Source organism: Brevundimonas sp., from assembly GCF_965278935.1.
GTDB lineage: Bacteria > Pseudomonadota > Alphaproteobacteria > Caulobacterales > Caulobacteraceae > Brevundimonas.
Genome location: NZ_OZ257124.1, coordinates 571115 through 595814 on the forward strand (window position 1 = coordinate 571115; position 24700 = coordinate 595814).

General features: G+C 68.0%; 24 protein-coding genes. 11 read left to right on the forward strand and 13 right to left on the reverse strand.

Annotation, left to right across the window (positions count from 1 at the left end):
- Positions 1 to 4 precede the first annotated feature (4 nt).
- The gene (locus tag ACQY68_RS02920) at positions 5 to 670 is read right to left on the reverse strand and encodes a DUF6624 domain-containing protein (protein WP_428151528.1); all 666 of its coding nucleotides are present in this window, start codon (positions 668 to 670) and stop codon (positions 5 to 7) included.
- Positions 671 to 783: 113 nt separating this feature from the next.
- Between ACQY68_RS02920 and ACQY68_RS02925 the strand changes: the two genes are divergently transcribed.
- Positions 784 to 1572 carry an enoyl-CoA hydratase-related protein gene (locus tag ACQY68_RS02925; protein WP_428151529.1) on the forward strand — a complete coding sequence of 263 codons (789 nt, stop codon included), beginning with the start codon at positions 784 to 786 and terminating at the stop codon, positions 1570 to 1572.
- 1 nt (position 1573) lies between these two features.
- On the opposite strand, the gene ACQY68_RS02930 is transcribed toward ACQY68_RS02925, so the two are convergent.
- Both ACQY68_RS02930 and ACQY68_RS02935 read right to left on the reverse strand, forming a co-directional pair.
- A complete protein-coding gene (locus tag ACQY68_RS02930) occupies positions 1574 to 4036 on the reverse strand; it encodes a M56 family metallopeptidase (protein WP_428151530.1) in 2463 nt (820 codons plus the stop codon).
- A complete protein-coding gene (locus ACQY68_RS02935; RefSeq protein WP_428151531.1) occupies positions 4036 to 4422 on the reverse strand; it encodes a BlaI/MecI/CopY family transcriptional regulator in 387 nt (128 codons plus the stop codon). Before ACQY68_RS02935 ends, ACQY68_RS02930 begins: the two co-directional genes overlap by 1 nt.
- A 285-nt stretch (positions 4423 to 4707) precedes the next feature.
- Between ACQY68_RS02935 and rpsT the strand changes: the two genes are divergently transcribed.
- Together rpsT and dnaA are read left to right on the forward strand one after the other, a co-directional pair.
- Positions 4708 to 4977, forward strand: coding sequence for a 30S ribosomal protein S20 (gene rpsT, locus ACQY68_RS02940; protein ID WP_298159288.1), 270 nt, complete (start codon positions 4708 to 4710; stop codon positions 4975 to 4977).
- 522 nt (positions 4978 to 5499) lie between these two features.
- The gene (gene dnaA / locus ACQY68_RS02945; RefSeq protein WP_428151532.1) at positions 5500 to 6906 is read left to right on the forward strand and encodes a chromosomal replication initiator protein DnaA; all 1407 of its coding nucleotides are present in this window, start codon (positions 5500 to 5502) and stop codon (positions 6904 to 6906) included.
- 82 nt (positions 6907 to 6988) lie between these two features.
- Here dnaA and ACQY68_RS02950 read toward each other — a convergent pair whose 3' ends face one another.
- Genes ACQY68_RS02950 through ACQY68_RS02960 form a run of 3 tightly spaced genes read right to left on the reverse strand, consistent with a single transcriptional unit; the run spans position 6989 to position 8423 of the window.
- A complete protein-coding gene (locus ACQY68_RS02950) occupies positions 6989 to 7222 on the reverse strand; it encodes a KTSC domain-containing protein (RefSeq protein ID WP_428151533.1) in 234 nt (77 codons plus the stop codon).
- Between the two features lie 8 nt (positions 7223 to 7230).
- On the reverse strand, positions 7231 to 7662 hold the full coding sequence (locus ACQY68_RS02955) for a pyridoxamine 5'-phosphate oxidase family protein (protein WP_428151534.1): 432 nt from the start codon (positions 7660 to 7662) through the stop codon (positions 7231 to 7233).
- 56 nt (positions 7663 to 7718) lie between these two features.
- Positions 7719 to 8423: a glutathione binding-like protein gene (locus tag ACQY68_RS02960; protein ID WP_428151535.1), complete on the reverse strand. Its 705-nt coding sequence runs from the start codon at positions 8421 to 8423 to the stop codon at positions 7719 to 7721.
- 168 nt (positions 8424 to 8591) lie between these two features.
- Here ACQY68_RS02960 and ACQY68_RS02965 point away from each other — a divergent pair, with 168 nt between their 5' ends.
- Positions 8592 to 8768: a YegP family protein gene (locus tag ACQY68_RS02965; RefSeq protein WP_271146073.1), complete on the forward strand. Its 177-nt coding sequence runs from the start codon at positions 8592 to 8594 to the stop codon at positions 8766 to 8768.
- Between the two features lie 179 nt (positions 8769 to 8947).
- Here the strand turns inward: ACQY68_RS02965 and rimM are convergent, their stop codons facing one another.
- The 4 genes from rimM to ACQY68_RS02985 form a co-directional block, all read right to left on the reverse strand.
- Positions 8948 to 9484, reverse strand: coding sequence for a ribosome maturation factor RimM (gene rimM / locus ACQY68_RS02970; RefSeq protein ID WP_428151536.1), 537 nt, complete (start codon positions 9482 to 9484; stop codon positions 8948 to 8950).
- A gap of 174 nt (positions 9485 to 9658) precedes the next feature.
- On the reverse strand, positions 9659 to 10234 hold the full coding sequence (gene rpsP / locus ACQY68_RS02975) for a 30S ribosomal protein S16 (protein ID WP_428151537.1): 576 nt from the start codon (positions 10232 to 10234) through the stop codon (positions 9659 to 9661).
- Positions 10235 to 10260: 26 nt separating this feature from the next.
- Entirely contained in the window at positions 10261 to 11793 is a 1533-nt protein-coding gene (gene ffh / locus ACQY68_RS02980; RefSeq protein ID WP_428151538.1) for a signal recognition particle protein, read from the reverse strand.
- Between the two features lie 247 nt (positions 11794 to 12040).
- On the reverse strand, positions 12041 to 12415 hold the full coding sequence (locus ACQY68_RS02985) for a hypothetical protein (protein ID WP_428151539.1): 375 nt from the start codon (positions 12413 to 12415) through the stop codon (positions 12041 to 12043).
- A gap of 163 nt (positions 12416 to 12578) precedes the next feature.
- Here ACQY68_RS02985 and ppc point away from each other — a divergent pair, with 163 nt between their 5' ends.
- The 4 genes from ppc to ACQY68_RS03005 all read left to right on the forward strand — a co-directional run bounded on the left by ppc (position 12579) and on the right by ACQY68_RS03005 (position 18298).
- Positions 12579 to 15287, forward strand: coding sequence for a phosphoenolpyruvate carboxylase (ppc, locus tag ACQY68_RS02990; protein ID WP_428151540.1), 2709 nt, complete (start codon positions 12579 to 12581; stop codon positions 15285 to 15287).
- 172 nt (positions 15288 to 15459) lie between these two features.
- Entirely contained in the window at positions 15460 to 15771 is a 312-nt protein-coding gene (locus tag ACQY68_RS02995; RefSeq protein ID WP_428151541.1) for a UrcA family protein, read from the forward strand.
- Between the two features lie 170 nt (positions 15772 to 15941).
- A complete protein-coding gene (locus ACQY68_RS03000) occupies positions 15942 to 16256 on the forward strand; it encodes a UrcA family protein (RefSeq protein WP_428151542.1) in 315 nt (104 codons plus the stop codon).
- 98 nt (positions 16257 to 16354) lie between these two features.
- A complete protein-coding gene (locus ACQY68_RS03005; protein ID WP_428151543.1) occupies positions 16355 to 18298 on the forward strand; it encodes an ATP-binding protein in 1944 nt (647 codons plus the stop codon).
- Between the two features lie 277 nt (positions 18299 to 18575).
- Here ACQY68_RS03005 and ACQY68_RS03010 read toward each other — a convergent pair whose 3' ends face one another.
- Positions 18576 to 20717 (reverse strand): M3 family metallopeptidase, encoded by a 2142-nt coding sequence (locus ACQY68_RS03010; protein ID WP_428151544.1) that lies wholly within the window; start codon positions 20715 to 20717, stop codon positions 18576 to 18578.
- A gap of 237 nt (positions 20718 to 20954) precedes the next feature.
- On the opposite strand from ACQY68_RS03010, the gene ACQY68_RS03015 reads away from it, so the two are divergent.
- Both ACQY68_RS03015 and ACQY68_RS03020 read left to right on the forward strand, forming a co-directional pair.
- Positions 20955 to 21806 carry a glutamate racemase gene (locus tag ACQY68_RS03015; protein WP_428151546.1) on the forward strand — a complete coding sequence of 284 codons (852 nt, stop codon included), beginning with the start codon at positions 20955 to 20957 and terminating at the stop codon, positions 21804 to 21806.
- Positions 21807 to 21855: 49 nt separating this feature from the next.
- The gene (locus ACQY68_RS03020; protein ID WP_428151547.1) at positions 21856 to 22437 is read left to right on the forward strand and encodes a hypothetical protein; all 582 of its coding nucleotides are present in this window, start codon (positions 21856 to 21858) and stop codon (positions 22435 to 22437) included.
- A gap of 20 nt (positions 22438 to 22457) precedes the next feature.
- Here ACQY68_RS03020 and ACQY68_RS03025 read toward each other — a convergent pair whose 3' ends face one another.
- Both ACQY68_RS03025 and ACQY68_RS03030 read right to left on the reverse strand, forming a co-directional pair.
- Positions 22458 to 22991 (reverse strand): carboxymuconolactone decarboxylase family protein, encoded by a 534-nt coding sequence (locus ACQY68_RS03025; protein WP_428151548.1) that lies wholly within the window; start codon positions 22989 to 22991, stop codon positions 22458 to 22460.
- 85 nt (positions 22992 to 23076) lie between these two features.
- Positions 23077 to 23631 carry a peroxiredoxin gene (locus ACQY68_RS03030; protein ID WP_428151549.1) on the reverse strand — a complete coding sequence of 185 codons (555 nt, stop codon included), beginning with the start codon at positions 23629 to 23631 and terminating at the stop codon, positions 23077 to 23079.
- 154 nt (positions 23632 to 23785) lie between these two features.
- Between ACQY68_RS03030 and ACQY68_RS03035 the strand changes: the two genes are divergently transcribed.
- Positions 23786 to 24673 (forward strand): hydrogen peroxide-inducible genes activator, encoded by an 888-nt coding sequence (locus ACQY68_RS03035; protein WP_428151550.1) that lies wholly within the window; start codon positions 23786 to 23788, stop codon positions 24671 to 24673.
- The last annotated feature ends 27 nt before the right edge of the window (positions 24674 to 24700 follow it).

Genomic DNA, 24700 nt, shown 5'->3' on the forward strand with positions numbered 1-24700 from the left:
CGCCTCAGTGACCGTGGCAGGCGCCGAAGTTGGCCAGATAGCCGGCGTAGTCGGGCCAGCGGAATCCCATCGGCGCGCGGCGGGCCTCGAGCTGTTCCGGGTCCTCGGTGGGGAAGGGCTGCATCCGGCCGTTCACGCACTGCATCTGGGTGCCGTAGCGCTGGAGCCGGCCCTCGGCGACGGCGACCCGGTCGTACATCAGGGCGTAGAAGGATTTGCTGGCCTCTCCCCGATCGGCCATGGCCTCGATGGCCGGCAGGAAGCGTTTCTGCAGCGCCGTGTCCGCGTGCTGGACGACCATGAAGGCGCCGGTCGCGGCCTCCTCGCCGTAGACGGTCGTCGAGAACCATCCCTCGGCCGGAACCATGGCGACCAGGGTCTGAACGTTCTCGGCGCTCAGCCGCGCGACCTCGGCGTCCATCGCCCCCTGCACCTCCCGCTGCTCGACCTCGGGGAGGTCCGACAGGTCGGAGTGGGCGGCGAGCATCAACGGGCCTTGATCCAGCGCGAGCAGGGCTTCCAGTCGTTCCCTGTCGGAAGCCGCCGGGCCCAGCGCCGCCATTCCGGCGCGCGCCTCGGCGACCGTCGCGTTGAAGTGAGCGAGTTTGGCCTGCGCCTCGGGGCTGAGGTCAGCGAGCATGAGCGCGGCGGTCAGGAACCAGATCAGCATGGCGTTCTCCCCAAGGTTGTCGCCACCCTATCCTGCGTGTGCGCTTTGCCAATGCGGGTTTCGTCGCAGGGGCGCGGCCGGTATGGAGGCGTGAGACGAACCGGAGACCCGTCATGGCCGACACCTACGACAACCTGCTGATCGAGCGGCACGCCGACGGCTATGCCGTGGTGACCCTGAACCGGCCCGAGGCGCTGAACGCCCTGAACTCGGCCCTGTTCAGGGATCTGGCGGCCTTCCTCGACGCGGTCGAGCATGATGACAGCGTCCGCTGCCTGATCCTGACCGGCTCGGGCGACAAGGCCTTCGCGGCCGGCGCCGACATCAAGGAGATGTCGGACCAGTCCTATGCCGACATGTACAAGGGCAATTTCTTCGCCCTGGGCCACGACCGGATCGTCCGGTTCCGGAAGCCGATCATCGCCGCGGTCAACGGCTTTGCCCTCGGCGGCGGCTGCGAGCTGGCCATGCTGTGCGACTTCATCGTCGCCTCGGACAGGGCGAAGTTCGGCCAGCCCGAGATCAACCTCGGCGTCGCCCCCGGCATCGGCGGCTCCCAGCGGCTGACGCGTCTGGTCGGCAAGTCCAAGGCCATGGACATGGTCCTGACCGCCCGGATGATGGACGCCGCCGAGGCCGAGCGCGCGGGCCTGGCCTCGCGCGTCTTCCCGCATGAGACCCTGCTGGATGAGGTCCGCAAGATCGCCGCGAAGATCGCCTCCCAGAGCCCTCTGGCCGTCATGGCCAACAAGGAGATGGTGAACGCCGCCCTCGAGACGACCCTGACCCAGGGCGTCCAGTTCGAACGCCGCCTGTTCCACTCCCTGTTCGCCTTCGAGGATCAGAAGGAGGGCATGGCCGCCTTCGTCGAGAAGCGGAAGCCGGTGTTCACGGGGCGGTAGCTCAGGCCGGCTCGACCACGATCTCGAACATCAGCCCGGCTTCGTCGCCCCAGGTCATCCGGGCCTGGCCATCCGCGGCCATGAGCAGGCGCGGTTTGGCCAGGGTCTCCCAGCCGCCGGCCTCTGCGGCTCGCACCACGTCGGCGAGCACGGTCAGACGCCCCCTGCCTTCGGGGTCGCTTTCAGGACCCTCCATGGACATGTCGACCTGGTAGTCGCGGCCGTCCGCGTTCAGGTTGGTCACGGCGCCGTCGCCCGGAACGAGCCTCATCCGGCCGGAGGCCACCACCTGTCCGTTCTCGGTGATCGTGAGCCGCGCGCGATAGGCGCGGGTCGCGAGGGCGGGCGGCGCAACGGCGGCGGTGCGAGCGAGCACGAGTTCGGGCCGCATCCCGGCCAGACGCCCCCGCGATCCCGGCGCCATGCGAACGGTGACCGGCTCGGCGGCATAGAAGACCCGGCCGTCCGCGTCCCTGATCTCGGCGGTCAGATCATAGGTCCGGCCGGCCGTGAGCGTGGGAAGTTGCTCGTCGCTGAGGGGGAAGCGGACCTCGCGTTCCAGCGGCTGACCCGGGGCGATCGGCATTTCCAGCCTCGTGATGTTACGCGCCCCACGCCCGCCGTCCTGACCTTGCAAGGTGACGCGCAACAGCTGGCTCGATCCGAGAAGGAAGGGCTCGTCTGACCGGCCGATCCGCACGGTCAAGGCCGGTTCGCCGGGCAGGGCTTCGGCCGCCGCCTGAGCGGAGGTGTTCATGGGGAGCATCCGCATCGCGGTCGAAATCGCGCGGGCGCTGGTCAGATAGGGCGCATGGGGGCGGCCGAGGTTGCGGTCGGACACGGCCTTCACGGCCCCGTCGGTCCCGACGATCCGGGCGGACAGAGCGAACATCGGGCCGTTCCGGAGATCGGCCGGAACCTGGGGCGGGCGCAGATCTGCGAAGGCTTGGCCCGGCAGAGCGCCCGGCGCGAGGTTCAACACGATGTCTGATGAGGCCGTGCCTCCGCCTTCCATGTTCCGCCTGAGCTCGATCTCCAGCTTGTCGCCGGCGGCGATGCGGATGGCCGGATCGTAGGTGAGATCGACCGTGAGACGCACCGGCTCGGGTGGGGCGACCGCCGGGCTGACGCAGGCGACGGAAACGCGATCACGCACGCCGTTTTGAAGATAGGCGATCTCGATCAGACGTCCCGCGTCACAGGCCGTCCTGACCGCCGCGAAGGCTGCGCGGGCCTCGGTCGAGAACGCGACCCCGGCCAGGCTCAGGATTTCGATCTTCGATCCATCGCCCGTGGCGCAGTCTCCGGCGAGGACGAAGACCCGGCCGTCACTCTCGGAACCGAAGCCGCAGGCGTCGGGCCAGGCGGCGCGATAGACCGGATTGAACGCGGCGCTGACGTAGGCCAGATCAGGCCCCGCACTCGGGGCGGCGGCATCAGCGCTGACGATGGTTCTGACAGGGCGCTGGTCGGCGACAGCCCAAGAGGCGGCTCCGACGGTCGCGGCGAGCCCGACCGTCAGCGACAGGGCGATCAGCCGGGTGCGGCGACCGGCCGGGGCGGCCGGGGTCATGACGGCTTTCAGACGATGCATGGCGGAGGTCCTTCCGGCGCCGGTGAAGGTCAGGGCGGCGACGGCGTCGCCCCCGCCCCGGGGACCGGCGCGGGTCCTCAGGGCCTCGATCAGGGTCTGGGCGTAGGCGCGTCGTGCGGCCGGCTCCGCCGCGGCCAGGGCGAGGGCGTCGCAGGCCTCTTCCCGCGCGGCATCCCGCCGGGCGCGCAGGGCCGGGATCAGGGGGTTGATCGCCAGCAGGACGACGAGGGCCTCCTCCAGCCACAGGGTCCGGTGATCGCCACGCTTCAGATGGGCCAGTTCGTGGGCGATGACCGCATCGCTTGCGACCGCGTCCGGGGTCCGGGGCAGGATCAGGCAGGGGCGGCCGAGGCCGGACAGGAGCGCCTCGCCGACCGTCGCGCTGACGACCGTCCGGGGCGGCTGGATCTCGAGCCGCCCGCCGATGGCCTCGACCCGTCGCGTCAGGTCCGCATCCGCAGGAACGGCATGACGCAGCAACCGCATCAGTCGCCCGACCCGCACCGTGAGCGAGACGAGCCGGACGAGACCCATCCCCGCGGCGGCCATGAGGAAGAGCGAGGCGAAGACCGCGAGGTCGGGCAAGGCCGCGAGCGTCGGGACGGCCTCGGCCTGAACCGTCGGCGCGACCATGACCGGCGCCATGACGATCGCGGGCGCCGCGACCTCCTGCACCGGCGCCGGGGCCAGCAGCAGGATCGCGACGGCCAGGGGCGGAAGGGCGCTTAGCAGGAGGCCGGCGCCCCAGACCCGGTCCCTCAGCCGGGGATCGGCGCTCGCGCGTTCGACGAGGACGCCCGCGAACCAGACCAGGGCCGAGGCGGCGATCGAAAGGATCAGGGACAGGGCCAGCAGTTCGGAGATCGACATCACGCCCCCTCCGCGTCCGACGCGTCGGCGGACAGGGCCTCGGTCAGGGCCTCGATATCGTCCGCGTTGAGCAGGGCGCTCCCCGAGAAGGCCGAGGCCGGGAGGGGGCCATCGATCTCCAGCATCGCCGAAATGCGCCGCATCATTCCGCCGATCACGGCCACCTTGGGCTGGACCGCGCTGTAGACGGCGATGCCGTGCGCCTCCCGCCGGGCCAGCAAGCCCTTGGCGCACATCCGCTCCAGCACGGTCCGGGTCGTCGAGGAGGTCCAGCCGAGGCCGTCGGCGATGCGCGTCCGCACCTCGGTGGCGCTCAGGGGCCCGTCGCGCCAGAAGCATTTCAGGATGTCCAGCTCGGCGTCGGTGGGCGTGGGGGGCTGGGGCATCGGGCGTCTCCGGATCGACCTGTCGTCACATGGCTACAATTGTAACCACACGGCGTCAACTGTCACCGGCAGGGGGCTTGGGGCTCAGGGCCTAGGGCGAGTAGGCCGTCGCTGCGGTCCATCCTTGTCTTGCTTGCCAAGCCCTACCCCCTGCCCACCAAGCCCTCCTGGACGGACGCAGACTCCACTTGCCCCTCACAGCCCCTTCCGCTATAGCCGCCCGCTCTTGAAGATTTTCCGCGCCGTGGACGGGTGTCTGCGGCGTTTCCGTTGATAGGTTTGACGATGGCCAACAATCCCGGCGCCAAGAAAGCGATCCGCAAGATCGCCGCGCGTACCGAAGTGAACAAGTCGCGCCGCACGCGCGTCCGCACCTTCCTGCGCAAGTTCCAGGAAGCGGTGACGGGTGGCGACGCCGCCGCCGCCCAGGGCGCCTTCGTCGAGGCCCAATCGGAGCTGATGCGCGCCGTCACCAAGGGCGTGGTTCACAAGAACACGGGCTCGCGCAAGGTGTCTCGCCTGCACGCCCAACTGAAGAAAATGTCCGCTGCCTGACACAGGTCTCAGGCGCTACGGCAGCGCTTGACGGACGGATGCGTGCGGAACGAATTTTTTCGTACTGTCATACGAAAGTTATGTGATTTCAACGGCGAGGGCGCAGATGCTCCCTCGCCGTTTCGCTGTGCGCCGCTAAGTGAATTGGCAACTGTCGCTGTTCGCCGAACAGGCGAAATCGGCATTTTCCTAGGCCTGATTTGGCTTTAGCGGAGTCAAACAATTTAACTGCGAATCGGCTCGCGAATCAGCGTTGACCCATGCCGCGTCGGGCGTAAGTTTTGGGCTCTAACGCACTTCCATCCCCACACGGATGAAGACGGAGCGGGGGCGAACCCCTGCGCCGGCGGGAGACGTCTGTCCGCGAGGTCGCCCCCGCTTTCGAAGCTCACGCTTCGGAGGTCAGGAGAACGCGTCCCTGGATCGACCGACCCGGCGTGGACCTCGGAACAGAAGGTTCCGGGGAGTGATGACTTTTTCAAGGCGGGTGTAACGACGATGGGGGGCTTGGCGTTGGCGAACATGACGGACCCGGACCGGATCTGGAACGAGGCCTCGCTGAGGCTCCGGGCCGAAATCGGCGACGGACCGTTCAGCTCCTATATCGCGCCGTCGGCGGTGCGGATCGACGGGGGCGGTCAACTGATCCTGGTGACCCCGACCGGCTACGCCCGCGACTGGGTGCGCAAGAACGCGCTTCGCCGTCTGAACGAGCTGTGGCTGGGCCTGGACGGCCTGTCGCGCCGTCTGGAGGTCCGGTGCCGCGCCGAGGTGACTTCGGCTCCGCCGGCGTCCGCCGTGGCTCTTCAGGCCCTGTCCGGAGCCCATGACCAGACACCGGTGGCGCCCACCGTCGGTCCCGTGACCGACGGCGCCCGCGCCGTGCGCGCCGCAGGCCTGCAGGAGCGTCTGACCTTCGACAGCTTCGTGGAGGGTCAGGGCAACGCCTTCGCCCTGGCCATCGCCCGCCAGACGGCCAGCTGGGCCGACGGCCACTTCAACCCGATCTTCTTCTGCGGCCCCTACGGCTACGGCAAGACCCACCTGCTGAACGCCATCGCCTGGGAGGCGCAGCGCCTGCGCCCCGACGCAAAGGTCGTTTACCTGACCGCCGAACGCTTCCTGTCGACCTTCGTCAAGGCGATGCAGGACCGCTCGACCGCCGCCTTCAAGGAAAGCCTGCGCTCGGCCGACATGCTGCTGCTCGACGACGTCCAGTTCGTGGGCGGCAAGGCCTCGACCCAGGAAGAGCTGCTGTCGACCCTGACGGCCCTGATCGAGGACGGCAAACGGATCGTCCTGTCGGCCGACCGCCCGCCGATGGCCCTGACCGAGGTCGAGCCGCGCCTGCGCAGCCATCTGGCCGCCGGCCTGACCTGCCCGGTCGAGCCCGCCGACCGCGCCCTCAAGATCGCCGTGGCCGAAAACCGTCTGGCCGCTTTCGCCCGCATGGGCGTGGTGTCCGGCGAGGCCTCGCGCGAGGTGCTGGAACAGGTCGTCGACCGCACCCCGGGTTCGGTGCGCGAGCTCGAAGGCGCCGTGAACACCCTGGCCGCCGCCGCCGGATCGCGGCTGTCGTCCCTCGGCGTCGAGGAGACCCTCACCCTGCTGGGCTCAGCCCTGCGCGGTGGTCCCGAACGCCGCATCACCGTGGACGAGATCCAGAAGACGGTGGCCGAGCATTTCAACATGAAGCAGGCCGACCTGCTCAGCGAGCGCCGCACCCGCGCCGTGGCCCGTCCGCGCCAGATCGCCATGTGGCTGTGCAAACAGCACACGACCCGTTCCTATCCGGACATCGGCCGTCGTTTCGGCGGGCGCGATCACACCACGGTCCTGCACGGCGTGCGCAAGATCGAGGAGCTGATGCCCCAGGACGATCAGATCGCCCGGGACGTCGAGGCTCTGACGCGGAAGCTGCGGGGCTGATTTCGGCGGCCTTTGCGCCTTTGACAGGCACAATTGGCAGTCCCGGCGGTTCACGACCCGAAGATTTTGCCGTTCACGGGCGTCAAGGGTTTGCAGTCTTGGCCTGATGAGCCGATCCGTCTGTGACCCGTCGATACGGATAGCGGTCGCGGATATTGGGGCCGAAGAACCGCCCCCTGGATGGGGCGGCCTTCAGTCCTTCGACGACCTTCGGCGGGACGTTTTCATAGTCGTAGACCTCGCCCGAGGTGAAGCCGACACGCAACACGCGCCCCGGTTCCTCGTAGCGGAACCAGCGGATGACGCTGGAGGGCATCGCCGGACCTAGAGGGTCAGTTCGCCCTCGTCCTCACCGTCCCAGTAGGCGATGCGCGAGGCGTGGGCCTTGATGAGGACAAGGCCGGGCGTCTCGGCCCTCTGCGGGAACCAGCGGTCGAGACCCTTGGTCCAGTGCGCCACGAACTGGGCCTTGTCGCGGATCAGTTCGGCCCGCGCCTCGACCGAGATGAAGATGCCGGGCTTGCCCAGCAGCCCCTTGTCGCCGGTCAGGGTCAGGCCCACGATCGGATCGGCCGCGATCTCGGCGACCATGGCGGCGTCCTCGGTGGTGAAGAACCAGCTGTCGCCGTCGTAATCCACCTCGCCGTTGTTGCTCATCGGCCGGGAGGTCAGGGCGCCGGAGGCGGTGCGGGTCGTCAGCATGGTGAAGTCGATGCTGCGCATCTTCTTCGACAGCTCTTTGAGGATCAGTTTCATCGGGGCTTTCCTTGTTTGCCCCGACCAAACCCCCAACCCGCCCGTACGATCCCGCGTCAGGAGCGCGCGGGAATCTTCAGTCCGCGCGCGACGGCCGGTCGGGCCAGACAACGCTCGACCCAGGCGGGCACGGCCTTCAGCGCTCCGTAGTCCACCAGCTCGCCCGCCTCGTAGAAGGTGACGAGGTTGTTGACCCAGCCGATCAGGGCGACATCTGCGATGGTGAAGTCGTCTCCCATGATGAAGGTCCGGTCCTTGAGCCGGTCCTCGAGGACGCCCAGCAGGCGTTTCGATTCAGCGACGTAACGGTCGCGCGGACGCTTGTCCTCGTAGTCCCTGCCCGCGAACTTGTGGAAGAAGCCGACCTGTCCGAACATCGGCCCCACGGCCCCCATCTGCCAGAAGACCCACTGCAGGGTCTCGTAGCGGGCGGCGGGATCGGTCGGGATCAGCTTGCCCGTCTTGTCGGCCAGATAGACGAGGATGGCGCCGGACTCCCACAGACCCATCGGCTTTCCGCCCGGGCCGTCGGGATCGAGGATGGCCGGGATCTTGCCGTTGGGGTTCAGCGACAGATAGTCGGGCGTCCAGGTCTCGTTCTTCATGATGTCCACCAGGTGGACCTCATAGGGGAGGCCGATCTCCTCCAGCATGATCGAGGCCTTCACCCCGTTGGGCGTCGGCAGGGAATAGAGCTGCAGGATCGAAGGATCCCTGGCCGGATACTGTTTGGTGATCGGGAAGGCGGAGAGGTCGGCCATGAGACACCGTTACGGTTGCTGACGAGCTGATGTCGGGTGACGGTCCGTTCGCCGCAAGGGGCGTCGCGTCGCCGCCTCACGCGCCTGTGTACGCCGTCAGACATTGTCGGGTTGTCGCCTGCCCGGAAGCGGGGCTTTATCCGGACCTCACAAACGAGGAGGCGCCCGATGGCCCACAAGTTCGAAGTCTACAAGGACAAGGCCGGCGAGTTCCGCGTCCGGTTCAAATACAATTCCGAGGTCATCTTCGCGACCGAGGGCTACTCGGACAAGTCGGGCGCCAAGCGCGCGATCGAGTCGATCAAGAAATACGTCGGCGACGCGGAAACCGTCGAGATCGAATAGGCCGCGATGTCCCTTCTCCCCTTGCGGGGGAAGGTGGCAGCCGAAGGCTGACGGATGAGGGGTATGCGTCGGCGCATGCCCCGCGTCAGGTCTGTGTTTCATCGGCCAGACGGTGTTTTACCCCTCATCCGACCTCGCTGCGCTCGGCCCCCTTCTCCCGCAAGGGGAGAAGGGGCAGGTCAGTCCGGCTCGCGCTCGCCGACTTCCTCGGGCCGCACCGCCAGAAGCCAGCCGTCGGACAGATGCAGGACCGGCACCGCCGCCTTGGTGAACGGCAGGTACCAGGTCTGACCACCGGCGACCGGGGTGATCTCCAGTATGTCGTCGGCGCCGAAATTCTGCACGGCCTTGACCGTGCCCAGCACCACGCCTTCGGGATCGCGGGCCTCCACGCCGATCAGGTCGGCGAGATAGAACTCGTCCTCGTCGGGCGCCGGGAAGGCGTCGCGCGGGACATAGAGCTTCAGATTGCGAAGGGCGTCGGCCTCTTCCTTGGTGGCGATCTCCTTCGCCCGACCGACGACGCCGTCCTTGGTCGCGCGCGTCTGGACCAGGGTGAGGCCGTGCGAGCCGTCGCCGCGCAACAGCGGACCATAGGCGGTCAAGGCCAGCGGGTCCGCCGTGTAGGTCGTGATCCGTACCTCGCCCTTGACCCCGAACCCGCCGGCGACGTGGCCGACGAGGATGAGTTTGGGATAGGGAGATGGGTCGGTCATGCGTTTCATCCATCCCGTCATCCTCGGGCTTGTCCCGAGGATCCATCTGTCCGCCCGGATGCTGCCTGGATCAGCAGTTCCGGTCGACCAGGCATCGTCGGCGCGCTCCCTCCGCCATGGATCCTCGGGACAAGCCCGAGGATGACGGCGAAAGGAGCGGCGACAGTGAAGCCTTTAGGCCTCGGTCTTCTCTTCTTCGGCGGCGCCTTCGGCCGGAGCCTCTTCGACGTTGACCTCGGCCGAGCCTTCGGTGTCGGCGGCCGGAGCCTCTTCGGCGGCGACGTCTTCAGCCGGGGCGTTCTTCGCGGCCTCGGCGGCAGCGGCCGCCTCTTCCTTGGCCCGCACAGCGGCTTCGGCGGCTTCGATCTTCGCAGCGGCCTCGGCCTCGGCGCGGTCGGCTTCGCGCTGGGCGCGCTCGGCCGAACGTTCCTGGGCCTTCTTGCCCGGAGCGCCCTTGTTCGGGTTGTTCGACTGGGTCCACTTGACCTTGCCGGTCAGGGCTTCGTCGGTGCTCTGCGAGATGAAGCGCGCGACGCGGTCGGTCGGCTGGGCGCCCTTGGCGAGCCATTCCGAGATGCGGTCGGCCTTCAGGGTGACGCGCGGCTTGTCGCCGTCCTTGGCCAGCATCGGGTTGTAGGTGCCGACGCGCTCGATGAACTTGCCGTCGCGGGGAGCATGCGAGTCGGCGACGACGATGTAGTAGTAGGGGCGCTTCTTGGCGCCGCCGCGGGCCAGACGAATCTTCAGCATTTCGGTCTTCTTTCTCTAGGTTCGGATTATTTCTTGGTGGGTAGGCCGGGAAGGCCCGGAAGGCCTCCCGGAAGCTGTCCGCCGCCCAGTCCGGCGAGCCGGTCCTGAAGGGCTTTCATTTCGTCGGCGCTGGGCTCGGGCATCTTGCCGCCCCCCATGGCCTTCAAACGGTTGAGGTCGGGGCCGCCGCCCATGCCGCCCGCTCCGCCGCCGAGACCGCCCAGCATGGCGGCCATCTGCTGCATCTTGCGCGGGCCGCCCTTGGACATGGACTTGACCATGTCGGCCATCTGGCGGTGCTGTTTGAGCAGGCGGTTGATGTCCTGGACCTCGACCCCGGCGCCGGCGGCGATCCGCTTGCGGCGGCTGGCGTTGAGCAGGTCCGGCTTCTTGCGCTCGGCCCTGGTCATCGAGGAGATGATGGCTTCCTGGCGCAGGATCATGCGGTCGTCGACGCCGCTCTCGGCCATCTGGTTCTTCATCTTGGCCACGCCGGGCAGCATGCCCATGATGCCCTGAAGACCGCCCATCCGCTTCATCTGCTGCAGCTGGGCGGCGAGGTCGTTGAGGTCGAACTGGCCCTTGGCCAGCTTGCGCGCCATGGCCTCGGCCTTGGAGGCGTCCAGATCCTGCGACGCCTTCTCGACCAGGGCGACGATGTCTCCCTGACCCAGGATGCGGCCGGCGACGCGACGGGCGTCGAAGACCTCGAGCGCGTCGACCTTCTCGCCCGCGCCCATGTATTTGATCGGCAGACCGGTGACGGCGCGCATCGACAGCATGGCGCCGCCGCGACCGTCGCCGTCGACCCGGGTCAGGATCAGGCCGGTCAGGGGCAGGCGTTCGTGGAAGGCCCTGGCGGTGCGGACCGCGTCCTGACCGGTCAGGCTGTCGGCGACCAGCAGGGTCTCGACGGGTTTCGAGATGTCGGCGACTTCCGCGACCTCGGCCATCAGACCTTCATCGAGAGTGATGCGGCCGGCGGTGTCGAGGATCAGGACGTCGAAGCCCTGCAGCTTGGCCGAGGTCAGCGCCCGGCGGGTGATCTGGACCGCGCTCTCGCCCGCCACGATCGGCAGGGTCACGACCTCGATCTGTTTGCCGAGCTGGGCCAGCTGTTCCATCGCGGCCGGACGACGCGTGTCCAGCGAGGCCATCATGACCTTCTTGCGATCGAACTTCGTCAGGCGCAGCGCCAGCTTGGCCGAGGACGTCGTCTTGCCCGAGCCCTGCAGGCCGGCCATCAGGATGACGGCGGGCGGCGTGGCGTTCAGATTGAGCGGAGTCGGCTCCTCGCCGCCCAGCATCTCGACCAGGCCGTCATAGACGATCTTGACCACCTGATCGGCCGGCTTGACCGAACGGATGACCTCTTCGCCCGTGGCCTTCTCGGTGGCGAAGGCGATGAAATCCTTGACGACCGGCAGGGCGACGTCGGCCTCCAGCAGGGCCACGCGCACTTCGCGCATCGCCTCGGAGACGTCCTTTTCGGACAGGGCGCCGCGACCGGTGATCCGGTCGAAAACGCCTGTCAGCCGCTCGTTCAGAGCCTCGAACATTCACTACCTCGTTGGGCGGTTGAACCGTGCTCCATAGCGAAACGACCTCTGGCGACGATCACGTCGGCAGAGGGTTCTCGCCTGCCTCGTCCGGACATCCCTGAAGCGCTAACGCTGCGCTGCTTGAGCGCGGGGACCGGGGTCGTGCAGGTGGAGACGCAGGTTCAATTGCGCCGGAAGCGGCGGCTTATGGGGGAAAAGCGGCGGTTTGTCGACTCAGTCCTGTGGTCCCGCGCCCGTCGCGGCGTCAGACCATGATGTTGAGCAAGACGCCTTCGGTCTTGCCGCCCTGCGCGGCCTCTTCGGCCTGGGCCTGCAGGGTCTCCTGAAGCCGGTCCTCGATCAGGCGAGCGATCTCGTTCTCGACCGTGGTGCGGTCGGCCTCGGGCAGGGCGGCGACCCCCTCCTTGGTCAGGCCGCGCTGGGCGAGGATTTCGTCCTCGATGCGCTTCTTCAGCTCTTCGATCTTCTTGTCGTGAGCCCAGGCGACCATGCCTTTTTCGCGGATCTCGTCGATCTCGCTGCGCGCGGGGCTGACAGAAGGCGATTTCTGCCGGGTCGCATCCGTACCACCCGCCATCAAAGCGGCGTTCAGGAAAGAGCTAACCATCGAGATAGACATGATTTTTATCTCCGTGAGCGCGCCAGCCGCCAGATCGACAAGGTGACGCTTGCAAACGACGGGCCGAACGCACTTTCCGTTTCAGCGTTGGCTTTCGGATGGCCCGGCGGCAAACCGCTGATACGGTCACGCTTCCAGCCTCCCCGCTGACCGAGACACGCCCATGCCCGCTTCCGCCGAACCCGCCGCCGACGATCGCCTGCGCGAGGAGGTGCGGCTGCTCGGCGGCCTCCTCGGCGAGGTCATCCGGGACGAGGGCGGTCAGGATCTCTACGACCGGATCGAGGCGGTGCGCGTCGCCTCGGTCGGCTATCATCGCCACGCCGGGGCGCGCGGGTCGGCCGAGCTGGAGCGGTTGCTCAGCGAACTGTCGCTGGAGGATGCCGTCGGCCTCGCGCACGGGTTCGCGGTCTTCTCCCTTCTCGCCAACGTCGCCGAGGATCGCGCCGGCAAGCGCCGGGCGCGCAGCCAGACCGTCGAAGGCGCTCGGCCCGATACGCCCGAGGGGGCGCTGGCCCGGCTGACGACGGCGGGGCGGACGGTCGAGGAGGCGCGGGCCCTGTTGTCAGAGGCGCTGATCTCTCCGGTGCTGACGGCCCACCCGTCGGAGGTGCGCAGAAAGAGCGTGCTCGACCGGATCGCTGCAGTGTCGGATCTGCTGGACGCCTGCGACCGCGATGACCTGTCCTGCGCGCCCGAGGTGATGATCACCGGCCTGCGTCGCCAGACGGTGATCCTGTGGGCGACCCGGCTGGTCCGGACCACGGGGCTGGTCGTTCAGGACGAGATCGACACCGTCGTCTCCTTCCTCGAGCGGGTCTTCCTCAAGGTCGCGCCGGAACAGCTGATCGACTGGCGTCGTCGGCTGGGTGCGCCGGAGCTCAGGCCCTTCATCCGCATCGGCGCCTGGGTCGGCGGCGACCGGGACGGCAATCCCAACGTCGACGCCGACGCCCTGAGGGCCGCGTTCGCGACCCCGGCCAAGGCGGTGATGCGGCATTATCTGGAGGCGACCAACACCTTGGGCGCCGAACTCAGCCTGTCAGGGTCGCTGGCGGAGATCAGTCCGGCGCTGAAGGCCCTGGCCGACGGGTCGGGAGACTTGTCGCCGCACCGCGCCGACGAGCCCTATCGGCGGGCGCTGAGCCAGATCTACGCCCGGCTGTCGGCGACCCATCCGATCCTTACCGGCCAGCCGGCCCCGCGTCCGTCGCCGTTCGCCGCCCCGCCCTATGCCGGGCCGGGAGAGTTCCGGGCCGATCTTGCCGTGCTGCACGACAGCCTCGTCGCCAGCCATGGCGCGGTCTTCGCCGACGACGGCCTGTCGCGCCTCATCGCGACGGTCGACGTGTTCGGATTCCACATGGCGACGCTCGATCTGCGCCAGAATTCAGACGTCCATGCCCGCGTCGTTTCCCATCTTCTGCGCGTCGCCGGGGTCTGCCCCGACTATGCGGCGCTCGACGAAGAGGCGCGGCTGACCCTGCTGTCGGCCGAGCTCAGGGCGCCGCGTCTGCTGTTCAGCCCCTATGCCGAATACGACCCCGAGGTGCTCAAGGAGCGGGCCATTCTGCAGGCCGCCGCCGAGGCGCTGGAGCGGTTCGGGCCCGAGGCGATCCGCACCCACATCGTCTCCAAGACCGACGCCGCCTCCGACATGCTGGAGGTCTACCTGCTGCTCAAGGAGGTCGGTCTCTACCGGCCCGAGGCGCCCGGCGAATGCCCGATCCAGGCCGCCCCCCTGTTCGAGACCATCGACGACCTCAGGGCCGCCAAACCGACGCTGGAGCGGCTGTTCAAGGAGCCGTCCGCTCTCGCCGTCGCCAGGGCGCGCGGGGTGCAGGAGGTGATGATCGGCTATTCCGACAGCAACAAGGACGGGTCGTACCTGACCTCGACCTGGGAGTTGCACGAGGCGTCGCGGGCCCTGCTGACGGTGACCCAGGCGGCGGGTTTGAGGCTGCAACTGTTCCACGGCCGGGGCGGGGCGGTCGGGCGGGGCGGCGGGTCGAGCTTCGCCGGGGTCCTGTCCCAGCCGACGGGAACCGTGGCCGGGCGGATCCGCATCACCGAACAGGGCGAGGTCATCGCCAACAAATACGGCGAGCCGGACGTGGCGCGCCGGAACCTCGACGCCCTGACCGCCGGGACCCTGATCGCCTCACTGGCGCCGCCGCCGGACGAGGCGATGACGGCCAGGCATGGCGCGACGGCCTCGGCTCTGTCGGTCGCGTCGATGGCCGCCTACCGGGCGCTGGTTTACGACACGCCGGGCTTCGTCGACTATTTCCGCGCCGCCACCCCGATCAACGAGATCGCCGAGCTGAAGATCGGCTCGCGCCCCACCTCGCGGACCGCCTCGACCGCCATCGAGGACCTGCGCGCCATCCCCTGGGTGCTGAGCTGGTCGCAGAGCCGGGTCATGCTGCCCGGCTGGTTCGGCTTCGGCTCGGCCGTTCAGGGTCGGGACATGGCCGAACTTCAGGCCATGGCCCGGGAATGGCCATTCTTCCGGACCCTGGTGCAGAACATGGAGATGATCATGGCCAAGTCGGACATGACCATCGCCCGCCGCTACGCCTCGCTCGTGCCGGATCAGGCGCTGGCCGCGACCATCTTCGGCGCCTTGCAGGCCGAGTGGGATCGGACGCGGGAGGCCGTGCTGGCCATCACGGGGCAGGCCGATCTGCTGGGCGGCCAGCCGGAGCTGGACCGGTTGATCCGCTTGCGCATGCCCTACGTCGAGCCGCTGAACCATGTGCAGATCGAGCTGATCCGCCGCAGACGCGCCGGCGACGACGATCCTCTGGTGCGCGAGGGCATTCTTCTGGCGATCAACGGCGTCGCGGCGGGGTTGCGGAACAGCGGCTAGGCTCTGAAACGATCGTGCTCGTCCGTGATCGGAGTGAACACGATTTAACGCTCAAGGCAGGATTGTCGGAAAGGTTTCTTCCCGGCGTCACCGTGTGCGGGCGGCCCTGTCACGCTCGGGCGTCATAGGGGCGGCGTCGCCTCCTCCGCGACGTTCAGCAGGACGATCCGCCATGCACAAGTTCGCTCTCGCCGCCGTTTCGGCCGCTCTTCTCGTCTCCGCCGGCGCAGCCTCGGCGCAGGACTACCGCATTCCCTTCGGCGACCTGGACCTCGGTTCGCTGGAAGGCGCCGCCGCCTTCGACGCCCGCATCAACGCGGTCGCCAGCCGCGCCTGTCGCTTCGGCGCCCCGATGCCGGACGCCGGATGCCGCGCCCGCTTCCGCGTCGAGGTCATGCGTCAGCTGCCGGCCGCCCGTCGCGACGACTACGCCCGTGCGCGCGGCGGTCGCGTCCTGGCCATGGTTCCGATCCTCTACGGCTGACCGCTCCCGCCTTCCGGGACGACGGCGTCGTCCCGGCAACGGCCGCGCTTCATGGCTACGATTTCATCAAGCGTCGCTTTTCCGCCCCGGCTTTCTCACGGCGGCGAAACAATCGGGCTCCACTGAGGACGGGTCGCCGCAAAGAGCGATGAACCTCAGGAGTGCATGTGATGATCCGTTTCGCCGCCGCCACGGCCGCCATCGCCGTCGCCGTCCTTTCCGCCGGGGCCGCCACGGCTTCCGAATACCGCGTCGCTTTCGGCGACCTCGACCTGGCGTCGAGCGAGGGTGCGGCCCGGTTCGACCTCAGGGTCGATCGCGCCGCCCGCGCCGCCTGCGCGACCGGCTCTCCGCTGGCCGACTCCCGCTGCCGCACCGCTTTCCGATCCGAGACGATGCGCCTGCTGCCCCGGACGCAAAGCGAGGACTACGCCCGCGCCCGTAGCGGCCCGGTCGTGGCCCGGACGCCTGTCGATCAGAGCTGACGGGCGGGCTCTCGGGGGCGCGGCTCACGAAGAAGGCCCGCCGTTTATGGGTTTGAAGCGATTTGGCGCGATGCTGACGGCTCAACACGGCAGTCCGCATGACCGAGCACACCCCCGAAACCGCGTCCGACGCTATCGCTCTGGCGGCGCTGGAAAGCTCCGGCGCCGGCTGGTGGCGGATCCTCGACCCGCGGACCGCTTGGTGGTCGCCCGGCATGTACGCCCTGTTCGGCCTGCGTCCCGAGGACGGGATGCCGACGATCGAAGAACTGTATCGCCTCTACCACCCTGACGACTCCAATCTGGCGGCGCGCTCGCTGATGAGGATGTTCAACACCGACGAGCCGATCACCCTGCGCTACCGCGCGGTGCTGCCTTCGGGCGAGGTGCGCCAGCATCTGAGCTGGGGGCGACGCGAACAGCCCGACGTCGAGGGCCGCCGCTGGCTGGTCGGCATGGTCATGGACGTCACCGACCATGTCGACGACGAGACCCTGATCGATGGCGAACGCGCCTTCCGCTTCGTGGCCGACCACACCTCGGACATGGTGGTCCGAATGCGGGTCGGCGCGGGGCTGACCTATGTGTCGCCGGCGTCGCGCACGGTGCTGGGCTATTCGCCGTCCGAGATGATCGGCAAGGCGCCCGCCGACCTCGTGGCGCCCGAGGACGTGGTGCGCATCCGGGGACTGCTCGCCGACCGCATCAGGCGGGGCGAAACGGTCTCGACCGACGGCTATGAATATCGCGGCATTCACAAGGACGGTCATCAGGTCTGGCTGGAGGCCAACCCACGCCTGGTGATCAACGGCGCCGGCGAGATGACCGAGATCGTCGATGTCGTGCGCGACATCACGGCCCGGAAACAGGCCGAGGCCGAACTGCACGCCGCTCGCATCGAGGCCGAGGCGGCGTCGCGGGCCAAGAGCGAATTCCTGGCCAATATGAGCCACGAGCTCCGGACACCCCTGACCAGCATCCTCGGTTTCTCGCGCCTGATCGGGGCGGGCGGCGGTCTGTCCGAGGGCGACAAGGGCTATCTGGATCTGATCCGCAGCGCGGGCGAGACCCTGCTGACCGTGGTCAACGACATTCTCGATTTCTCCAAGCTGGAGGCCGGCGCCCTGACGCTGGATCCCGAGCCCTTCTCGATCGCAGCCCTCGGCGAGGGGGCGACGGCCCTGCTGCGCGAGCAGGCGGACCACAAGGGACTGGAGCTGACCTGCGAGGTCGCCGACGACGTGCGCCTGACCGGCGACGTGACGCGTCTGCGCCAGGTGCTGCTGAACCTGCTCAGCAATGCCGTGAAGTTCACGGATGCGGGGGCGGTGCGTCTGGTTCTGTCGGCGGAAGATGACGGCGATGGCTCGGCCGTGCTGGTCGCCAGCGTGACCGACACCGGCTGCGGGCTGGATCCGGCGCAGATCGAGCAGATGTTCGACCGCTTCACCCAGGCGGACGGCTCGGTGTCGCGCAAGTTCGGCGGCACGGGCCTGGGCCTGGCCATTTCGCGCCGGCTGATGGACATCATGGGCGGAAAGATCGGGGCGTCGAGCGACGGCGCGACCGGTTCGACCTTCTGGTTCCGCGTGCCCCTGACCCTCGCCGCCGACGCGGTGGCGCAGCCTTCCGAGGCTCCGGGCGGCGGGCTGGACCGTCCGCTCCGCGTCCTGCTGGCCGAGGACAATCCGGCCAACCGGACCCTCGTCGCCGCCTTGCTGGGCGCCATGGATGTGGCGCTGGACATGGTCGATAACGGCGAGGATGCGGTGCGTGCGGTTTCGACCACGGCCTACGACCTGATCCTGATGGATATGCAGATGCCCGTCATGGACGGGCCGGCCGCGACACGCGCGATCCGCGCCTTGGGGGACGACACCCCCGTTGTGGCGCTGACCGCCAACGTCCTGCCCGAACAGATCGAGCAGTGCCGCGCGGCCGGGATGCAGGGTCATGTGGCCAAGCCCATCGACCCGCGCGCCCTGATGGCGGCGCTGTCGGACTACGCACGGCCCGCGCAGGAAAAAGCCGCGGCCGCATAGGCCAAAGCGGCCCCGGTCGATCCGGTCCGTTCAGCGGTGCGACTCCAAAAATGCGACTCTACAGAGTCGACAGAGTCGCGCCCCTTGAGGGTGTGGCGAGATGGGACCTGTCAAAGACCTCCGAGCGACATGGGGTGCGCTGTGTCGGGCGCAATAGGTCTCAAGGAATAAATTCGCAGACCCTTGCATTGGGCGGATGACGGACGGGCCGGTCGCCGCGCACAAAAAGGCCGCCACAGCCGGAGCTGCAGCGGCCTGATCTTTTGCGCTTTTCAGCCTACGAGACCGGGAAACCCCGCACCCGCAACAGGGCGGCGACGTCGGGGTCGCGACCCCGGAAGGCGCGGTAGGCGTCGCCCCGGTCGGTGGTGTTGCCCGGCGCCAGGATGATCGACTTGAACCGGCCGCCGATGTCCGGATCGAACACATCGCCCGAGGCTTCGAAATAGGCCCAGGTGTCGGCGTCCATCACTTCCGACCACAGGTAGCTGTAGTAGCCGGCGGAGTAGGCGTCGGACGTGAACAGGTGGTTGAACTGCGGCAGGCGGTGCCGCATCACGATCTCATGCGGCATGCCCAGACGGGCCAGCGAAGCCTTCTCGAAGGCGTCGATGTCGGTCGGCGGCGTGGCCTGGGTGTGCAGGTCCATGTCGACCATGGCGGACGACAGGTAGCTGACCGTCGCATAGCCCTGGTTGAAGGTGGCCGAGGCCTGGACCTTGTCGACCAGGGCCTGAGGCATGGCCTCGCCGGTCTGGTAGTGCTTCATGAAGCCGTCGAGGATCGGGCGCGACAGCACCCAGTGCTCGTGCACCTGCGACGGATACTCGACGAAGTCGCGCGGCGTGTTGCCGTAGCTCGGGTAGGTCACGACCGACGACAGATAGTGCAGGGCGTGGCCGAACTCGTGGAACAGGGTCTCGGCGTCGTCCAGCGAGATCAGCAGGGGCTCGCCGGCGCCCGGCTTCACGAAGTTATTGTTGTTCGAGGCCAGCACAGGCTTGGACCCGTCGAGCGTCGAGAACGACCGGTAGGTGGTCATCCAGGCGCCCGACCGTTTGCCGGCGCGGGCAAAGTCGTCTGCGTAGTAGAGGCCGATCAGGCGGCCCGAGGCCTTGTCGGTGACCTCGTACAGCTTGACGTTTTCCTCGAAGACCGGAGCCGTCGATTGGGGCTTGGGCGTGAAGACGAAGCCGTACAGGCGCTCGGCCATGTAGAAGGAGGCGTTCCGCACGGCCTGCAGCTCGAAGTAGGGCTTCAGCTGGTTCTGATCGAGGTCGTACTTCTGCTTCCGGACCTTCTCGGCGAAATACAGGTAGTCCCAGGGTTCGATGTCGTAGCCGGCGATCGCCTTCATGTCGGCGACTTCCTCGGCGACGCGCGCCTTGGCCGGTTCCCACACGCGGTTCATCAGCGACTGGGCGGCGGCCGGGGTCTTGGCCATCGTGTCCTGCATCCGCCATTCGGCGTGGTTGCGATACCCCAGCAGCTTGGCGCGCTGGTCGCGCAGGCGGACGATCTCGGCGATGGTCGCATTGGTGTCGTTGCGGTCGTCGTTGTCGCCGCGATTGACGAACTTGCGCCAGACCTGTTCGCGCAGGGCGCGGTCGTCGGCGAAGGTCAGGAACGGGTCGACACTGGAGCGGGTGTTGACGATGGCCCAGCCCTGAAGGTTCCGCGACTGCGCGGCGGCGCGGGCGGCGGCCTTGTTGGACTCAGGCAGGCCGGCGACGCCGGATTCGCCGGCGATGACCGTCCAGGTGTTCTCGTCGGCCACGACCTTCTGGCCGAAGGCGGTGAAGGCGTTGGACAGGGCGGTGTTGATCCGGCCCAGTTCGGCCTTGCCGGCGGCGTCCAGATTGGCGCCCGAGCGGATGAAGGCGTCGCGCGAACGCTCGGCCAGACGCTTCTGCTGGGCGTTCAGACCGTCGCGGTCGGCGTTGTCGGCGACCGTCTTGATGCGCTGGAACAGGGGGGCGTTGAAGGTGATCTCGTCGCCGGCGGCGGACAGCAGGGGCGAGACCTCGGTGTCCATCGCATCATAGGCCTCGCCGCCGATGTTCGAGGTGGCGACGCCGTAGAGGTTGACCGCGCGATCCAGAGGCTGGCCGGCCAGTTCCATGGCCACGATCGTGTTGGCGAAGGTCGGGGCCTCGGGGTTGTTGGCGATGGCGTTGATGTCGGCCCGGTTCAGCTCGATGCCTTCGATGATCGCCGCCTTGAGTTTGGGCGCGGTCATCGCGTTCCACGGCGGCACGCCTTCGTAGGGGCCGGTCCAGGGCTGCAGCAGTTCGGCGCGCGGCGTCTGGGCGGGCAGGACGGCGCGGGCGATCCGCGCTTCCTCGGCGACCGAGGCGGGATCGGGGGCGACGAAACCAGCCGCGCCGGCGCCGGCCGTGGCGCATCCGGAAAGGGCCATCAGGCTCGCGCCTCCGATAAGGACCTGGCGTCTATGCATGGGAGTTTCCTGTTCATGGTCTTCTGTTGTGCGGCACCCTAGGCGCAGGTCGCCTGACCGTCACATGAACAGCAAGTAATCCCGTTGGACGAGGACGCAAGCGGCCGGGCCTTGTTTCAAGGCCCAGTCTGAAGTGGAGCCTGATCTGGCCGGAAAACCGCTTACACTTTTCCGGATCAGGCTCTAAAGGCCGAAGCCATGGCGATAGGCGTATTCGATAGCGGCGTGGGCGGGCTGACGGTCCACCGCGAACTGACCCGGCGGTTCCCCGAGCGGGACTTCATCTATCTGGCGGATCAGGCCAATGCGCCGATCGGATCCAGGACCGGCGAGGAGATCGTCGACATCACCCGCAACGGCTGCGAACGGCTGTTCCAGGCGGGGGCCAGCGTCATCGTCCTGGCCTGCAATACGGCGTCCGCCGTCGCCCTGCGCCGCCTGCAGCAGACCTGGGTGCCCGAGGCGTCGAAGCGTCACGGGCGGCCGGTCAACGTGCTGGGCATCATCGTCCCGACCATCGAGGCGGCGACGGGTCTGCCCTGGACCTATGAGGCCGAACGGCGCGGCGACAAGGTCGAGGCCATCGACATCACCGGCGTCTTCTGCACGGCCGCCACGGCCATCAGCCGGGTCTACGAAATCGAGATCGACAAGCGGCGCGAGGACCTGGCGGTCTTCTCCGAACCCTGCCCGGGTCTGGCCGGCCTGATCGAGCTCGGCGCCCCGGCCGAGGAGCTGACCGTGGTCATCGGCGACCACGTCGACGCCCTGCGCCGTCGCATTGGTCGCCATCCGGACAAGGCGATCCTCGGCTGCACCCACTACGAGATCGTGGCGGACATCTTCGCGAAGCACCTGCCGGCCGGCACCCCCCTGATCCACCAGCCGACGGCGGTGGCGGATTCGCTGGAGCGGTATTTCGAACGGCATCCGGAATACGCTCTGGGAGAGAGCGGTCGCCGCAGCTTCCTGACGACGGGCAAGACCGGGCCGCAGTCGGACATGGTCAGTCAGTTCTGGGGCGCGCCGCTGAGTTTCGACGCGGCCTGACTTGACGGATCGCGGATCTGGTCGCCCGATGCGGTCGGGAGGACTGTTCATGATCCGTAACGCCAAGATCGCCCTGGGTGTCGTGATATGCGGGGCCGTCGCGTTGCTCGCCGCCATGATCGCAACGACCGATGCCCGCGCGGAGGTCGTCTCGCGTTCCGCCGACGGGTTCGTCCTGCGCTTCGAGTCCGTCATGGAGACGACGCCGGAGGACATGGTCGAGACCGTGTCCGACCTGCCGGAATGGTGGGACGGCGCCCATACCTACACCGGCGACAACGCCAACCTGTCGCTGGCTTTCGAGCCCGGCGGATGCTGGTGCGAGACCTTGGCGGACGGGACCGGGTTCCGGCACGCCACCGTCGTCTCGAGCGCCGACGATACGGTGGTGTTCAATGCGCCTCTGGGACCGCTGAACGGCAAGGCCACCCGGGCCGACCTGACCTTCCACATCGGCGGACCGGGCCCGGGCTGGCTGGTCTCGGTGGACTTCGTGGTCGAGGGGCCGGACCTCGGCGCGATGGCCGACGGCGTGAACGGGGTGATGGAACAGGCCTTCGGCCGCTACGTCCATCACCTCCATTACGGCGAGACGGACTCAAGCAGCGAGGCGCCGCGCGCCGAGCGATAGTCCGCAAGACAGCTCGAAGATTAAGCCTTCAGGGCGGTCTCCGAGGCCGCGATGCGGCTGGCGGCGTGGACCACCGAGGCGATGCGCAGCGCGGTCTGGACCTGCTGGGCCGGAACGCCGTGCTTCCGGAGTTCGCTTTCGTGGGCGTCCATGCAGGCGCCGCAGCCGTTGATGGCCGAGACGGCCGTCGACCAGAGCTCGAAATCCATCTTGTCCACGCCCGGATTGCCCAGGATGTTCATCCGCAGACGCGCCGGGATGGTCGTGTATTCCTGGTTCTTCATCAGGTGCAGCGACCGGTAGTAGATGTTGTTCATGCCCATGATGGCGGCCGCGGCCTTGGCGGCGGTCATCGCCTCGGGCGACAGTTTTTCGGCGGCGGCGGCCTCGATCGCCTTCACGACGGGAGCGACGCCGACGGCATGGGCCGAGGCGAGGAAACAGCCCCACTTCTGCTGGTCGTTCAGCACGACCTCCGAAGCGAGGGAGCCGAGGTTCAGCGAGATGTCCTTGGCGTAGGCCGGCATCAGGTCGCGGAGAGCATCAATCGACATGGGGATTCTTTCGCAGCGTTCGGAATGAAAAAGGGCGGCGGCGTTGACCGCCGCCGCCCCTGTTCGTCAGACAGGAAGACCGGCTTTAGGCGGCCAGAGTTTCACCGCCCACGGGGCGGTTGCAGGCGCACAGTTCGTCGGTCTGCAGGGCGTCGACGACACGCAGGGTGTCGGCCGGGGCGCGGCCTACGTTCAGGTTGGTGACATAGACGTGCTGCACGACGTTGTGCGGGTCGACGACGAAGGTCGCGCGCAGGGCGACGCCTTCTTCCTCGTTCAGGATTCCCAGCTGACGGGCGAACTTGCCGCCGTTGTCGGCGAACTGCCAGATCGGCAGTTTCGACAGGTCGGCGTGGTCGCGGCGCCAGGCCAGCTTGACGAACTCGTTGTCGGTCGAGCCGCCCAGAACCACGGTGTCGCGGTCTTCGAAGTCGCGGGCCAGAGAGGCGAACTCGGCGATCTCGGTCGGGCAGACGAAGGTGAAGTCCTTCGGATAGAAGAAAATGACCTTCCACTTGCCTTCGAAGGATTCGCCGGTGATCGGTTCGAACGCCGAGACACCGTTTTCTTCGTGGCTGTTGAAGCCCGGCTTCACGCCGATGATTTTGAATTCAGGCAGTTTTTCGCCGACGCCGAGCATGGGGTATCCCTTCCGGAGGAAACAAGAATGTCTTTGAGGCGGTCGCCGGGGAGGGCCGACCGCAGGTGCGAAATGGCGGTTGCGCCGCACAAAGTCAACCGATAGAAGGCCCTTAAACCATAGATAATATCTATGGATTCGAGAGAGGCCGCCTATGCTCCCGACCCTTCGCCAGCTGCAGTATCTGAAGCTTTTGTCCGAACACGGGTCCTTCAGCCGGGCGGCCGAGGCGGCCCATGTCAGCCAGCCCGCCCTGTCGTCCGGGGTGCAGGAGCTCGAGCGGGTTCTCGGCGCGCCCGTGGTCGAACGCACGCGCGGCAATGTCCAGCTGACGGCCGTCGGGGCCGAGGCCTGTCGCCGGGCCGAGGACGTGCTGGCGCGGACCGAGGATCTGGTCGAGGCGGCGCGGAACGCGGGCCGCCCGCTGTCGGGGCGGGTGCGTCTGGGGATCATCCCGACCGTTGCGCCCTTCCTGTTGCCCGCGACCCTGCCGGGGCTGAAGGCCGCCTATCCGGCGTTGCGCCTGTTCATTCGCGAGGATCTGACGCCGCGCCTGATCGCAGGGTTGAAGGCGGGGCAGCTGGATTGCGCCGTCATCGCCCTGCCGTATGACGCCTCCGGCATCGAGCATGCCCGCATCGGCGACGACGAGATTCTGGCGGTGGCTCCTGTCGGGCATGCGCTGGCCGCGCCGGGAGACATTCAGCCGGGGGCGCTGAAGGCCGAGGATCTGATCCTGCTGGAGGACGGCCACTGTCTGCGCGACCAGGCCTTGGCCGGGATCGATATGGAGGCGCCGCGGGGCGAGGACGTCTTCGCGGCCACGTCACTGCACACCCTGGTGCAGATGGTCTCGTCGGGGCTCGGCGTGTCCTTCCTGCCGGCGATGGCCGTGCGCGCCGGGCTGGCCGACGACAAGGGGGTCGTCATCCGCCATTTCGCCGCCGAGGCGCCCCGCCGCGAAATCGTCGTCGCCTGGCGCTCCGGCTCGAGCCGGGCCGCCGAGGCGCAGCTGCTGGCGGAGGCTATGCGGCTGGATTGAGCGCAAGAAAAAGGGCCGGCGCTTTCG